This window comes from Agromyces mediolanus (assembly GCF_023715325.1).
GTDB lineage: Bacteria > Actinomycetota > Actinomycetes > Actinomycetales > Microbacteriaceae > Agromyces > Agromyces mediolanus_A.
Genome location: NZ_JAMBNX010000004.1, coordinates 113157 through 127364 on the forward strand (window position 1 = coordinate 113157; position 14208 = coordinate 127364).

At 72.3% G+C, this 14208-nt stretch carries 13 protein-coding genes; 7 read left to right on the forward strand and 6 right to left on the reverse strand.

Annotated features, from left to right (window positions below; translation table 11 throughout):
- Positions 1-64: 64 nt before the first annotated feature.
- The 5 genes from M3147_RS08660 to M3147_RS08680 form a co-directional block, all read right to left on the reverse strand.
- Entirely contained in the window at positions 65-1123 is a 1059-nt protein-coding gene (locus M3147_RS08660) for a LacI family DNA-binding transcriptional regulator (protein ID WP_251203071.1), read from the reverse strand.
- A 68-nt stretch (positions 1124-1191) separates the two neighbouring features.
- Positions 1192-1746 carry a hypothetical protein gene (locus tag M3147_RS08665; protein WP_251203072.1) on the reverse strand — a complete coding sequence of 185 codons (555 nt, stop codon included), beginning with the start codon at positions 1744-1746 and terminating at the stop codon, positions 1192-1194.
- Entirely contained in the window at positions 1743-2609 is an 867-nt protein-coding gene (locus tag M3147_RS08670) for a carbohydrate ABC transporter permease (protein ID WP_251203073.1), read from the reverse strand. Before M3147_RS08670 ends, M3147_RS08665 begins: the two co-directional genes overlap by 4 nt.
- Before the next feature lie 8 nt (positions 2610-2617).
- Complete coding sequence (locus M3147_RS08675; protein WP_251203074.1) at positions 2618-3502, reverse strand: carbohydrate ABC transporter permease; 885 nt, start codon at positions 3500-3502, stop codon at positions 2618-2620.
- A 114-nt stretch (positions 3503-3616) separates the two neighbouring features.
- A complete protein-coding gene (locus tag M3147_RS08680; protein ID WP_251203075.1) occupies positions 3617-4891 on the reverse strand; it encodes an ABC transporter substrate-binding protein in 1275 nt (424 codons plus the stop codon).
- Positions 4892-5110: 219 nt separating this feature from the next.
- On the opposite strand from M3147_RS08680, the gene M3147_RS08685 reads away from it, so the two are divergent.
- The 5 genes from M3147_RS08685 to M3147_RS08705 are packed head-to-tail and all read left to right on the forward strand — an operon-like array spanning position 5111 to position 10841.
- Positions 5111-6148, forward strand: coding sequence for a Gfo/Idh/MocA family protein (locus M3147_RS08685; RefSeq protein WP_251203076.1), 1038 nt, complete (start codon positions 5111-5113; stop codon positions 6146-6148).
- A complete protein-coding gene (locus M3147_RS08690; protein WP_251203077.1) occupies positions 6145-6897 on the forward strand; it encodes a GntR family transcriptional regulator in 753 nt (250 codons plus the stop codon). The genes M3147_RS08685 and M3147_RS08690 overlap by 4 nt, the downstream gene beginning before the upstream one ends.
- Positions 6898-6949: 52 nt before the next feature.
- Positions 6950-8908, forward strand: a complete 1959-nt coding sequence (locus tag M3147_RS08695; protein ID WP_251203078.1) for a primary-amine oxidase — start codon at positions 6950-6952, stop codon at positions 8906-8908.
- A gap of 20 nt (positions 8909-8928) precedes the next feature.
- On the forward strand, positions 8929-9948 hold the full coding sequence (locus M3147_RS08700) for an SIS domain-containing protein (RefSeq protein WP_251203079.1): 1020 nt from the start codon (positions 8929-8931) through the stop codon (positions 9946-9948).
- Positions 9945-10841: an N-acetylglucosamine kinase gene (locus tag M3147_RS08705; protein ID WP_251203080.1), complete on the forward strand. Its 897-nt coding sequence runs from the start codon at positions 9945-9947 to the stop codon at positions 10839-10841. The genes M3147_RS08700 and M3147_RS08705 overlap by 4 nt, the downstream gene beginning before the upstream one ends.
- Before the next feature lie 18 nt (positions 10842-10859).
- Here M3147_RS08705 and M3147_RS08710 read toward each other — a convergent pair whose 3' ends face one another.
- Positions 10860-11621 (reverse strand): GntR family transcriptional regulator, encoded by a 762-nt coding sequence (locus M3147_RS08710; RefSeq protein WP_251203081.1) that lies wholly within the window; start codon positions 11619-11621, stop codon positions 10860-10862.
- Positions 11622-11846: 225 nt separating this feature from the next.
- On the opposite strand from M3147_RS08710, the gene M3147_RS08715 reads away from it, so the two are divergent.
- A complete protein-coding gene (locus M3147_RS08715; protein ID WP_251203082.1) occupies positions 11847-13133 on the forward strand; it encodes an ABC transporter substrate-binding protein in 1287 nt (428 codons plus the stop codon).
- Between the two features lie 87 nt (positions 13134-13220).
- On the forward strand, positions 13221-14189 hold the full coding sequence (locus M3147_RS08720; protein ID WP_251203083.1) for a carbohydrate ABC transporter permease: 969 nt from the start codon (positions 13221-13223) through the stop codon (positions 14187-14189).
- Positions 14190-14208: the final 19 nt, after the last annotated feature.

Genomic DNA, 14208 nt, shown 5'->3' on the forward strand with positions numbered 1-14208 from the left:
CTCCCCTCCGACCTGACAGGGACTTGCCCGACTTTCATGAAAGTCGGGCAAGTCGGAAGGGGGGTCAGCGGGCGGGGGTGCTCGCGCGGAGGACGACCTCGGCGGAGGCCTCCTCGGCGGCCGTGCCGCCGTCCGCGGCGGAGTCCGGGTCGGCCGCATCCTCCTCGCCGAGGGCGACCCGCAGCAGACGCCGCCCCGTCTCCTGCAGCGGGATCCGCACGCTCGTGAGCGGCGGCGACACGTCCTGCACCGTGGGGACGTCGTCGAAGCCCGCGACCGCGACGTCCCGCCCCGGCTCGAGCCCCGCCTCGCGCAACGCGGTCATCGCGCCCATGGCCATCACGTCGTTCACGGCGAAGACGAGCTCGATGCCGTCAAGGCCCCGCTCGAGCAGCCGCTGCATCCCCTCGCGACCGTCGTCGCGGGCGAAGCCGGTGCGCTCGACGCGTGCGATCGACCCGCCGCTCGCCTCGACCCCCGCCGCGAAGCCGCGCAGCCGGTCGTCGCCCGTGTGCAGGCCCTCGGGCCCGGCGAGCACTGCGAAGCGCCGGTACCCGAGCCCGGCGAGCGCGCGGGCGAGCGCCTCGGCGCCCGCCACGTTGCCGATGCGGACGGCGCGGAAGTCGAGTTCGCCCGAGCCGAGGTAGGCGACCCGGCCGCCGGCCCGCTCGTACGAGGCGAGCTCGGCGACGAGCGCCGCGGTCTCGGGCTCGTCGCTCCGCCGGGAGGCTGCGAGCAGCATCGCCCGCGGTCGCTGGCCGCGGAGGGTGCGCACGAGGGCGAGCTCGCGCTCGGGGTCGCGCTCGGTGGCCGCCATCGTGACGATCAGGCCGTCCTCGTCGGCCTCGCGCACGACGCCGGCGGCGATCTGGGCGAAGTAGGGGTCGGCGATGTCGGCGACGAGCAGGGCGACCGTCGTCGTCGATCCGCGCACGATCGCCTGGGCGGAGAGGTTGGTCGTGTAGTCGAGACGGGCGGCGGCGTCGACGACCCGCTGGCGGTACTCCTCGTTCACCTTGCGGGTGCTGCCGTTCAGCACGCGGGAGGCGGTCGCGAGCGAGACGCCGGCCTCCCGGGCGACGTCGTGCAGGGTCGCGGTGCGGGCGTTCGGCTCGCGGTCCATCGCTCCCCCTCCGGTGGCGGTCGGTCGCCGTGCGGCCGTCCGCCAGTCATCCTCGCACAGCGACCAGCTCAGGGATGCGCGCCGACGAGGTGCATCGCCGCCATCACGAGCACCATCGCCCCGGAGACCACGACTCCGGCGACGGCGATCGGATCCGGCCGGCACCCTCCGCGGCCGGCGCGGATCATCGGCGCTGCGCGGCCCAGCCACCAGCCGATCGCGATCGCCGCCGCGAGGACGCCGGGCAGCGGCCCGGTGGCCGCTGCCCCGCTCGGGTGGTGCCCTCCCGCCGGCAGCAGGAAGGGCACCGCCACGAGCCCGGCCATCGCGAGGCCGTCGAGCACCATCATGGGGTCGTGCCGTCCGCGCCTCGCGCGGACCGCGTCGACCCCGGCGAGCCCGACGAGCAGCAGCGCCGCGCCGAACTGGGCGAGCGGCTGCGGGCCGGTCGTCATCGCGACGACCATCGCCGCGAGCATCGCGAGCTGCCAGGCCCCGAAGGCGAACCACGGCGCCGCACCGGACGCTCCGGACGCTCCGGACGCCGCGCGCACGGCGTCGGCGGCAGCGGGGGCCCCTGGGGCGCCTGCACCCCCGGTGACCCCGGGCGCGCCCGAGCTCACTTCCCGTAGCCCTTGCTGAGCCCCGCGATGTACTGCTTCGAGAACACCGCGAAGAGCACCACGAGCGGCACCGCGCCGAGCGTCAGCGCCGCGAGCAGCGCCGGGTAGTCGCTCTGGAACTGCCCCACGAACTGCTGCACCCCGAGGGTGACGGTCTGGTTCCCCTTGCCGGGCGCGAGGATGAGCGGGAACCAGAGGTCGTTCCACACGGGCAGCATCGTGATCGACGCGACCGCCGCGATGCCGACCCGCACGATCGGCAGGGTGATCCAGAGCGTGCGCCACTCGCCGGCCCCGTCGATGCGCGCGGCCTCCTTCAGCTCGGCGGGCACCGCACGGAAGTACGTCGTCATGAGCGCGATCGCGAGCGGCAGCTGCATGGCCGTGTAGACGAGCACGAGCGCGCCGAGCGTGTCGACGATGCCCCACGCCGTCATCGTCTTCAGCAGCGGCACGGTGCCGAGGCGGATCGGCAGCATGATGCCGATGACGAAGAACCCGGCGAGCGCCGGCGCGATCGGCACGCGGTACTCGACGAGCGCCCACGCGGCGAGCGTGCCGAGCACGATCGTGAGCACGATCGTCGAGATCGTCACGATGAGGCTGTTCTGGTAGTTCAGCAGGAAGTTGCCGCGGCTGAAGACGTTCAGGTACCCCTGCACGCTGAACGTCTCGGCGTCGGGCGGGGCGAGGAAGGAGCCGAAGATGCCCTGCGTCGTCTTGAAGGAGTTCATCACGACGATGAGCACGGGCACGACGGCGCCGAGCGAGAGGGCGATGAGCGCGGCGTGCAGGCCGAGGTTCGCGGCGCGGTCGGCCGGCCGCACGCGGCGACGCTGGCGGGGCTGGGTCACGGTGGTCATGGCGTCCCTCAGAGCTCGTAGGTCTTCAGGCGCCGCTGGAGCACCCAGAAGTAGGCGGCGGTCGTGACGAGGATGATCGCGAAGATGACGCTCGCGACCGTCCCCCCGAGGTCGAGGTCGGCGACCTGGCCGCTCGAGCCGAAGAAGGAGCGGTAGAAGAAGGTGCCGAGGATGTCGGTCGAGTAGTTCGGCCCGGGTGCCGAGCCGTTCAGCGCGTAGACGATGTCGAAGCCGTTGAACGTCCAGATGTAGGTGAGGATCGTGATCAGCCCGAACTGCGGCGCGATGAGCGGGAACTTGATCCGCCAGAAGATCGTCCAGGCGCCGGCGCCGTCGATGCGCGAGGCCTCGACGACGTCGTCGGGGATGGCGAGGAGCGCGGTGTAGAGGAACACCATCGGGATGCCGAGGTACTGCCAGACCGACATCAGCGAGATCGTCGGCAGCGCGGTCGCCTCGTTCCCGAGCAGCGGGAACTCGACGATGCCCCAGAGCGGGTTGATGATGAGCCGCCAGAGGAAACCGACGATGACGACCGAGAGCGTCGCCGGGATGAAGAGCAGCGTGCGGTAGAGCCCCACCGAGCGGCGGAGCCGCCCCGAGGTGAGCAGGGCCGCGATGAGCAGGCCGACCGGCAGCTCGACGAGCAGGTGGATGAGGAAGAACTCGACGTTGTTCACGAGCGCGTTCCAGAACCGCTCGCTCGTGGTCGGGTTCGTGAACAGCTCCACGTAGTTGCCGAAGCCGACGAAGGTGCTGTCGCCGCCGCCGGAGTCGAAGAAGCTCATCCCCACCGAGCTGAGCAGCGGGTACACCGCGAACGCGACGTACACGACGAGCGCGGGCGCGACGAACAGGGCGAGCATCCGGTAGCGGGTGCCGGTTCGGATCATGCGTGGGCTCCTCGGGGGCGGGGCGGTCCGGGGGGGGGAGGACAGGGCGGATGGCTCGGCGAGCCGGGTCGGGACGGCCGGGGCGGACGGCGCCCGCCCCGGCCGTTCGTGGGACTACCCGGCCGGCGTGTACCAGGAGTCGAGCCCCTTCTGGAGCTCGGCGGTCGCCTCCTCCGGCGAGAGCCCGGAGTTGTACATGAGCTGCGCGACGCGCCAGATCTCGTCGTCGAGCGGGGGCTGGCCGGCGCTCAGGCGGTCGAGGGCGAGGCGGGAGGTGAGCTCGGCGCCCTCCTTCAGGTCGGCGAACTCCTGGGCGAGCGGGTTGTCGTAGCTCACGGGCTCGGACCCCATCGAGAAGAAGCCGGGCAGCTTGTTCACGTAGAGCTGCTGGAACTCCGGCGTGCCGAGCCACTCGAGGAACTCGGTCGCGGCCTCCTTCTGCTTGCCCGCGGCGTTCAGGCCGAAGGCCATGTCGGCCATCTCCTGCTGGTAGCGCTGCTCGCCGGCCGCGGCGGGCGGGGCGCCGAAGACCCCGACGTCGAGCCCGGTCGAGGTGACCTGGCTGATCTGCCACGAGCCGTCGGGCAGGATCGCGGCCTGGCCGAGGGTGAACAGCTGGGTCATGTCCTCGTAGGAGATCGACTCGTAGCCCTTGGGCAGGTAGTCCTTGAAGGAGTCGAACACGCGGAAGCCCTCGACGAAGTCGGGGTCGGTGAGCTTCTTGGTGCCGTCGATGAGGCCGAGCCGGCCGTCCTCGCCGTGCCAGGCGTTCGGGCCCACCTGGTAGAGCATGTTGTACGCGAGCTGCCAGCCGTCGGCGGAGCCGAGGGCCAGCGGCGTGTAGGTGCCGTCTTCCTTGACGGCATCGAGCACGTCGAGGAACTCGGCCTGGGTCGTGGGCACCTCGAGGCCGAGCTCGTCGAAGATCGCGGTGTTGTAGTAGAAGCCCGCGAGCACCGAGGCGACGGGGACGCAGTAGGGCGTGCCGTCATCTCCCTCCCAGGCGGCCAGCGCGGTCTCCGGGAAGGTCGAGACGGCGTCGAGCTCGGCGAGCGAGTCGAAGTAGCCCTGCTCGATCCAGGAGCGGTTGACGTCGAACGGACGGCACATGATGACGTCCGGTCCGGTGCCGCCCTCGATCTGGGACTGGATGGCCGCGTTGTAGTCGTTGGTGTCGACGGGGGCGTACTCGACCGTGATGCCGGGATGGCTCTTCTCGAACGCGGGGATGATGTCGTTCTCCCACATCGCCGCGTCTTCGGTGCGCCAGGTGCCCAGCACGATCTTGGTGGTGTCGCCGTCGCCCGATCCGCCGGCTGCGCAGCCGGCGAGTCCGAGGCCCAGGGCGGCGACGGCGAGGGTGGCGAGCGGAGCGAGTCTCGAACGCATCGGTTCCTTCTCTCTTGCTGTGGTGTCGCTCGGTCAGGGGGATGGAAGCCGTCGCGGGGAGAGCGGATGCGCCTCGCCGCGCGGTGCCGTCAGCATACTGTTGTACCAATGAGGTAGCAAGAGGTATTTTCTGAATCGATTGATTGTGCGTAGTTGTATTGTCTGATACAGATTGGTACACCGTCCGGTAAGGCGGACGCATCGATCGTTGGAGGACCTGTGATTCGTGTCGGCATCCTCGGTTCCGGCTTCATCGCCGACTGCTACGCGGACTCCCTGCTCGACGTCCGCGAGGCCGTGCTCGCCGGCAACACCTCGCGGGACGCCGACAAGGCCCGCGCGTTCGCCGAGCGCTGGAACAGCCCGCTCTGGACCACCGACCCCGCCGAGCTGTGCGCCGACCCCTCGATCGACCTCGTCGTCATCGCCCTGCCGAACGAGGCCCACCTCGAGGCGGTGCGCATCGCCGCAGCGGCCGGCAAGGCGATCGTCTGCACCAAGCCGCTCGCCCGCACGGGCGCCGAGGCGGCGGAGATCCTGCGCATCGTCGAGGAGGCCGGCGTGTGGCACGGCTACGCCGAGAGCTCGGTGTTCTCGCCGAACATCGAGCAGGCGCACCGCATGGCGGCGGCCGGCGGCATCGGCGACCTGCTCACGATGCGCGCCAGGGAGGCGCACTCCGGCCCCCACGCGGCCCACTTCTGGGACGCGGAGACCGCGGGCGGCGGCGCGCTGCTCGACATGGGCTGCCACACCGTCGAGTCCGCCCGCCACTTCTTCGGCAAGGACAACCGCGTCGTCGAGGCGTTCGCCTGGGGCGCGACGCTCCGCCACGCCGACAAGACCACCGGCGAGGACACCGCCGTCGCGCTCCTGAAGTTCGAGCGCGGCCAGCTCGCGATCATCGAGGCGTCCTGGGCCGAGCAGGGCGGCATGCAGCTGCGACACGAGTTCTCCGGCAGCGCCGGCCGGCTCGTCACCGACACCTCGGTGAGCCCCGTGTGGGGCTTCATCACGAAGCCCGTCGGCTACCTCGTCGAGAAGGCCGACGTCGACACCGGCTGGGTGCACCCCGTGCCCGAGGAGACCCGCGCCTACGGCTTCTCCCAGCAGATGCGCCACTTCGTGCAGCGCTTCGCGGCCGGCGAGACCCCGATCGAGACCTTCGAGGACGGCTGGATCGTCAACTGCATCCTCGACGCCTGCTACCGCTCGATGCGCTCGGGCACGTGGGAGAAGGTGCTGGTCGCCCGATGACCCGACCGCCCTCCGACGCGCTCCTCGCGAGCGACCGCCCGGACCCGCTCTGGTCGCGCGTCGCCGGCACGATCATGGCGGCCGTCGAAGCCGGCCGCTATCCGCTCGGCACCCGACTGCCCCCGGAGCGCGAGCTCTGCGAACAGCTCGACGTCTCCCGGGTCACGCTGCGACGAGCGCTCGCCCACCTCGTCGAGGCCGGCGCGCTCACCTCGCACCAGGGCCGCGGCTGGTTCGTGTCGCGGCCGCAGCGGGCCGACTGGCCGTCGAGCCTGGAGTCCTTCAGCGAGACGGCCGAGCGGCTCGGCCTCGCCGCCTCGTCGACCGTGGTCGAGGCCGCCCGCGAGGCCGCCAGCCTCGACGACGCGGAGGCGCTCGGCATCGCGCCCGGCACCGCCGTCTACCGCATCCGCCGCATCCGCCACCTCGACGGCGTGCCGACCGCACTCGACACGGCCCTCGTGCCCGAGGCCGCGGCGCCCGGCCTGCTCGAACACGACTTCACGAGCGAGAGCCTCTACCGCGCCATGCAGGCCCGCGGCACCACCGTGCACCGCGCCGAGTCCGTGCTCGAGTCGCGGCCGGCCGACGCCGCGGCGAGCGAGGCGCTCCAGCTGAGCCGCGGCGCGCCGATGCTCGTCATCCGGCAGCTCGTGCACGACGAGCGCGGCCGTCCCGTGCTGCTCTCCCTCGTCGAGTACGCGGGCGACCGCTACCGGCTCCGCACCACCTTCACCAAGGGCGGCTGACGCCGCCCGCCAACCGATCCGCCGGCCCCGCCGGCCTGGAAGGAGCACCACCATGACCCGATTCCCCGACCACCTCCCCGAGGCGCTGCGCACCCTGCAGGCCGACGAGATCGCCGGGAACCGAGCCGTGCTCGAACGGGAGGACCTCGTGACTCCCGACACCCACTTCTCCTACGTCGGGCTGGACGAGGCGGACAAGCGCGAGCTGTTCGCCGGCGCCCGACCGCCGCGCCGGGTCCGCTCCTTGCTGATCGATCTGCGCACCGGGCGCTCGCACGACACGGTCGTCGAGCCCGCGACCGGCGCGCTCGTCTCCGCGCGGGAGCTCGACCTCGACGTGGACGGCGCCGTCCCCGTCGTGCTGCGCGAGTTCTCCCTCGTCGAGGAGGTCGTGCACCAGGACGAGCGCTGGCTCGCGGCGATGGCCAAGCGCGGCCTGACCGACGTCTCGAAGCTGCGCGTGAACCCCCTCTCCGCGGGCGTCCTCGCCGACACCGAGCGCGGCCGTCGCATCCAGCGCTGCTTCACCTTCGTGCAGCACACCCCCGAGGACCTCGGCTGGGCGCACCCCGTCGACGGCGTGACGGTCATGGTCGACGTCGTCTCGGGCGAGGTGCTCGACGTCGTGGACTACGCCGAGCTGCCGATCCCCGCCGAGGAGGGAAATTACCACCTCGCCGAGTGGCGCGGCCCCGACCGCGAGGGCCTGAAGCCGATCGAGATCACCCAGCCCGAGGGCCCGAGCTTCACGATCGACGAGCACGGCGTGCTCTCCTGGGCGGGCTGGCAGCTGCAGGTCGGCTTCGACCAGCGCGAGGGCCTCGTGCTGCACAACATCGGCATCGACGACGACGGCGAGACCCGCCCCGTCGTCTACCGCGCCTCCATCGCCGAGATGGTCGTGCCCTACGGCGACCCGAGCCCGCAGCGCTGGTTCCAGAACTTCTTCGACGGCGGCGAGTACCTCTTCGGCGGCTTCGCGAACTCGCTCGAGCTCGGCTGCGACTGCGTCGGCGACATCACCTACCTCGACGCGGTGGTCGCCGGCAACGACGGGGCCCCGCGCGTCATCCGCCAGGCCATCTGCATCCACGAGGAGGACGCCGGCATCCTCTGGAAGCACTCCGACAACTGGAACGGCTCGAGCGAGACCCGCCGCAACCGCCGCCTCGTCGTGAGCTTCTTCATGACCGTCGGCAACTACGACTACGGCTTCTACTGGTACTTCGGCCTCGACGGCACGATCGAGTTCGAGATCAAGGCGACGGGCATCGTCTTCACCTCCTCGTACCCGGGCGAGGGCTACCCGTGGGCCACCGAGGTCGCCCCCGGCCTCGGCGCCCCGAACCACCAGCACCTCTTCAGCGCCCGCCTCGACATGATGGTCGACGGGCACCGCAACTCCGTCGACGAGGTCGAGGCCGTCGCCGTGCCCCGCGGCGCCGACAACCCCAGCGGCACGGGCTTCACCCAGTCGTTCACGCGCCTCACGAGCGAGCTGCAGGCGCAGCGCGAGGCGGACAACCGACGCGGCCGCGTCTGGCTCGTCACGAGCGAGGAGCGGCGGAACCGGCTCGGCCGCCCCACGGGTTGGGTGCTCTTCCCGGAGGGCGGCCCGCTGCTGCTCGCGGACGCCGACTCCGACATCGCCGCGCGCGCCGCGTACACGACGAAGCACCTCTGGGTCACGCCCTACGCGCCCGACGAGCGCTACCCCGCCGGCGACTTCGTGAACCTGCACCGGGGCGGGGCGGGCCTGCCCGAGTGGACCGCCGGCGACCGGCCGGTCGAGGCGAGCGACCTCGTGCTCTGGCACACCTTCGGCCTGACGCACTTCCCCCGGGTCGAGGACTGGCCGATCATGCCCGTCGACTCCACCGGCTTCGTGCTGAAGCCGCACGGCTTCTTCGGCCGCAACCCCTCGCTCGACATCCCGGCCGCCGCCGACCACTGCGCACCGGACCATCACGCCTCGGCGGGGCATGCGCACCCGCACGACGCGCACCACTGAGACTGGAGCACGAGGAAACCGTGGACGGATACATCGCATTCACCGACGCGACGGCGTCGCAGGCCGGCGAGCTCACGCGGCTCGTGCCGAGGCTCGGGACGCAGCTGGCCGCCCTCGGCGCCGCACGCGCGTTCTCGGGCCCCGGCCCGGTGCTGCTCGGCATCGGCGCGAGCCTGTCGGCCGCGGCCCCGGCCGTGTGGCGGCTGCGCGCGGGCGGCGTCGCCGCGTGGCGTCTCGGCGCCGGCGACACCCCGCTGCCGCTCGCCACGGGCGAGCACCCGGTCGTCGCGATCTCGCAGAGCGGCCGGAGCGCCGAGACCGTCGCCGCCCTCGCCTCGGTCGCCCCCGAGCTCCGCTACGCGGTGGTGAACACGGCGCCGTCCCCGCTCTCCGAGCTCGCCAGCCGCACCCTCGATCTCGGCAACATCGCCGACAGTTACGCGTCGACGATCGGGTACACGGCGACGGTGACGGCGCTCGGAATGCTGGCCGAGGCGTGGGCCGACGGGTCCCCGGATGCCTCGTGGGCGAGTCTCGGCGAGCGGTTCCGCACGGTCGAGACCGCCCTCCGGCCCGAGCTCGACGCAGCGGCGGAGCTCTTCGCCGACGCGCCGAGCGCGGACTTCGTGGGGGGCGGCGCCTCGCTCGGCTCCGCCGAGGCCGGGGCGCTGCTCTTCCGGGAGGTCGCTCGCATCCCGGCCAGCGCCATGAGCACCCGGCAGTACCTGCACGGCTCGATGGAGTCCGCGGGCGACGGGGTGCACGTCCTCTTCGGCGAGACGCGCGAAGCGCAGCTGGCACGCACCCTCACGGCCGCCGGGCATCGGGTGCTCCTCGTCACGAGCGACGCGCAGCTCGACGTCCCCGGCGCGACCGTCGTCGTGCTGCCCGAGTCGAGCGAGGCGCAGCGTCCGGTGTTCGAGGCGCTCGCACTGCAGGGGCTCGTGCGCCGGGCGGCGGAGCTCCGCGACGTCGACATCGAGGAGTTCGTGTTCCACAACGACGACACCAAGCTCGACCCGCGCGACGTGCCGGCATGAGCGGGCTGCGGGTCGGCCTCGACGTCGGCGGCACGAAGACGGCGCTCCGGGCGGCGGATGCCTCGGGCGCCGTCGTCGCGGACCTCGTCGTGCCGTCCGGCGAGTGGGACGCCGAGCCCGTGGAGCGCGCCGCCCGGCTGATCCTCGACGTGGTCGCGGCGGCCCTGCCGGGCCGGCGGATCGACGCGCTCGCGGTCGGCGCCCAGGGCCTCGACGCCGAGCCGGTCGCCCGCCGGCTCGAGGCCGCGCTCGCGGCAGCGGAGGTGCCGCACGTCGTCTGCGTCAACGATGCCGCGCTGCTCGTGCCGGCGGCGGGCTTCGCCGAGGGGCTCGGGCTCGTCGCGGGCACGGGCGCCATCGGGGTGGGGCGGACGGCCGACGGCCACGACTTCGTGACGGGCGGCTGGGGCTGGGTCATCGGCGACGAGGCGGGGGCCGCCGGCCTCGTCCGGGAGGCGACTCGCGCCGCGCTCCTCGCGCACGACGACGGCCTGCCGGACGACGGCCTGCTCGGCGCCCTCACCGCCGCGTTCGGGGTCGCGGATGCCGAACGCCTCGCCCGCGCGGTCAACGACGAGCCGACGATGGCGAACTGGGGGCCGCACGCGCCCGCCGTGTTCGGTGCGGCCGACGCCGGGTCGGCGCTCGCCGCCGAGGTCGTCGCGGCCGCCGCGACGCACCTCGCCCGGCTCGTCGACCAGCTGCTCGCGCGCGGTGCGGTCGGCCGGCACGTGGTCGCCGGCGGCAGCGTCATCGCGGGCCAGCCCCGCCTGGCGGAGGGGCTGCGCGAGCGGTTGGCGGCGCGGCATCCCGAGCTCGAGCTGGTGATCCTCCGCGAGCCGCCGGTCGCCGGTGCGCTCGCGATCGCCCGCCGACTCGCCGACGAGGCCTGACGCGGAGTCGGCGGGGTCTCAGCGCGCCCCGCGCGCGAACACCGTGCGCAGGCGGTAGCGCTCGCCGACGTAGCGGAGCGTCGACAGGGCGACCGCGCGTCCGTCGGCACCGTGCACGAGCTGACGCATGACGAGCAGTGGCTTGCCGGGTGCGATGCCGAGCGCCTCGGCCGTCGCCTCGTCGGACTCGCGCGCCTCGATCGTGCTGTCGGCCCGCTCCGGCGCGGCGCCCGCCCGTTCGAGCTCCTCGTACAGCGAGCCGTGGGCGAAGTCGACGGCCTCGGCCTCGCCGATCAGGGCGGCCGGGACGATCGTCGTGTCGAGCGCGGTCGGCACGCCCTCGAGCAGACGGATGCGGTCGAGGTGGAAGACCGGGGTGCCCGGGGCGATCGAGAGCGACTCCGCCTCGTCGAGATCGGCGGGCGCGATCTCGGCCCGGAGCACTCGCGACGATGCCTCGAGGCCCATCTTGCGTGCGGTCTCGGTGAACGACTCGAGGTTGTTCGGCCACTCCTTGGCGACCTTCGCCGAGGCGACGTACCAGCCGCGCCCGTGCGAGGAGGCGAGCACGCCGTCGTCGACGAGCTGCAGGAGCGCCTTGCGCAGCGTGACCCGGCTGATGCCGAGCTGCTGGCAGAGTTCCCGCTCCGGGGGGAGGCGGGAGCCCTCGGCGAGCCGGCCCTGCGCGATCTCATCGGTGATGAGCTGCACGGCCTGCACCCAGAGCGGCTCCGGGTAGTCCGCCCGGATCGGCGACGCGGTCGCCCCCTGCTCCGCCATGCGTACCCCCTCCGCTCGGGATCGATACCAGTCAGTACCGTACACGACCACTCCATCCTGGCGGGCGCGGATCCGCGCCGCGCGTCGGCCCGCGGATGCCTCGTTCCCGAGCACACCATCCGGGCATCAAGTTCAATACCAGTATTGACCACATGTAGTCCGAAATGTACCATCGGCTCAACGCGCCGGTGCGGACGCCGGCCGAACCCCCCAGGAGGCAACCCCGTGAGGAAGACCCTGTCCACGGCCGGCGCCGGCGCCGGCGCGATCGCCATGGTGCTCGCACTCGGTGCGTGCGCGAGCGGCGGCGACGCCGCCGGCGACGAGAACGTCATCGTCGTGCAGACCAACTGGACCTCGAGCCAGGCCCAGAACAAGCCGCTCTTCGACGCCTTCGACGCGTTCACCGAGGAGACCGGCATCGAGGTCAAGGTGCTCGAGTCCGGCGACAACCTGAACCAGGTGTACGAGACCTCCCTACTCGCCGGCGAAGAGGCCGACGTGCTGCTCGTGGGCCTCCTCGAGAAGCAGCTCGACTGGGCGGTCAACGGCGCCGTCGTACCCGTGGACGACTACATCGAGGAGTGGGGCATCGCCGACCGCATCCCCGCCGACGCGCTCGTCGACTGGACCGACACCGAGGGCAACCTGCGGGCCTTCCCCTACTCCGGCTTCACCTGGCCGTGGTGGTACAACACCGAGCTGCTCGCCCAGGCCGGCGTCGAGGGCGTGCCGCAGACCGCCGACGAGCTCATCTCCGCCGCGACCAAGCTGCGCGCCGCCGGCATCGCGCCCGTCGTGTTCGGCGGCATCGACTGGTCGGGGCAGAAGATCTTCCTCCAACTGCTCGAGGCGTACCTCAGCGAGGACGAGGCCAAGCAGGTCTACGCCGAGGGCGGCGTCTGCGAGAACCCCAAGGCGATGCAGGGCATCGAGCTGCTGATCGAGCTGCGCGATGCCGGCGTCTTCGTCGACGGCATCGAGGGCTACACGGCCGACCAGGCGCAGGCCGCCTACCTCGACGGTCAGGCCGCCATCGCCCCGCTCGGCTCGTGGGCCTACCCGGGCGCCTCCGAGGAGCTCGCCGCCGTCACCGAGCTCGGCGGCCTCCCGCTGCCCGCGGACGCCGCGTACGAGCAGCCCATCGCCTACCGCGGCTCCACCTCCGCGGGCTGGTGGATCAGCCCGAACGGCGAGCAGAAGATCGACCAGGTGCGCCAGCTCATCGAGCACATGTACGGCAACGAGGTGATCAAGGGCATCCTCGACGAGGGCGGCGTGATCCCCGTCGCCGACTTCGGCGGCGACACCTCCGGCGTCTCCGCGCCGCTGCTCGCCCAGTCGCTCACCGAGTTCCCCGAGCGCGTCGAGTTCCCCGTCATGCCCGACATCTACGTGCCGGCCGACGTCTCGAACCCGATGTACCGCGCGACCTCGATCGCGTTCACCCCCGGCACCGACGCGCAGACCATCTGCGCCACGGTCGACGAGATCTACGCCGCCGCGCAGTGATCCCGGCGCGGGCCGGCGCACGTGCGCCGGCCCGCGCATCCGCTTCCCATCGCAGCACCCCGCACCGCCGCACCGCCGAGGACCGACGTGACCACGCTCACCACCCCGCACCGCCCTTCCCCCGACTCCTCCGACCGCGCCGGCTCCACCGACCGCGCCGACTCCCCCGCCCCGCGCCGCCGCCGCTCGGCGCGCGTCCGCGAGGCGGCGCAGCTCTCGGCCACGATCCCCGCGCTCATCTGGTTCCTCGTCTTCACCGTCGGGCCGCTGGTGAGCCTCTTCTCCTTCTCCACCGTGAACTGGCGCGGCCTCATCGCGCCGCGCACCCCGGCCGGGCTCGGCAACTTCGAGCGGCTCTTCACCGACCCGGTCGTGGGCCTCGCCGCCTGGAACACGCTCCTCCAGCTCGTCGTCTCGCTGCCGATCGTCGTCCTCGGCGCGTTCATGCTGGCCTACTACCTGAGCCTCAAGCCCCGCGGCCACCGCATCATGCGGGCGCTCATGTTCACCCCCGTGCTGCTCTCCGCCTCGGCGCTCGCGATGGTGTTCGTCGGCGTCTTCGCGCCGAAGGGCATGATCAACGGCTTCCTCGACGCCGTCGGCCTCGACGAGCTCGCCCGCCCCTGGCTCGCCGACGGCACGAGCGCGCTGTGGGCGATCATCATCGTCACGATCTGGTGCAGCATGTCGGTGTCGGCGATCATGCTCGCCGCGCGGCTGAACTCGGTCGACGAGTCGATCTTCGAGGCCGCCGAGATCGACGGCGCCGGCCACTGGCGCCGGATGTGGCAGATCGCCTGGCCGATCTGCCGCGAGTTCATCGGGGTGGTGACGATGCTGCAGTTCCTCTGGACGCTCTTCGCCTCCGCCGCGGTCGTGCTGCTGCTCACCCGCGGCGGCCCCGGCAACGCGACCGTCACCCTCGCGTTCCTCGTGTACGACTTCGCCTTCAACCAGTCGAAGGTCGGCTACAGCCAGGCCGTGGCCGTCGTGCTGTTCGTCGTCGGCGTCGCCGGCATCCTCCTCATCCGCCGCGCCTTCCGGCAGAAGTACTGAGCCGAGCTTCAGGAGCCAT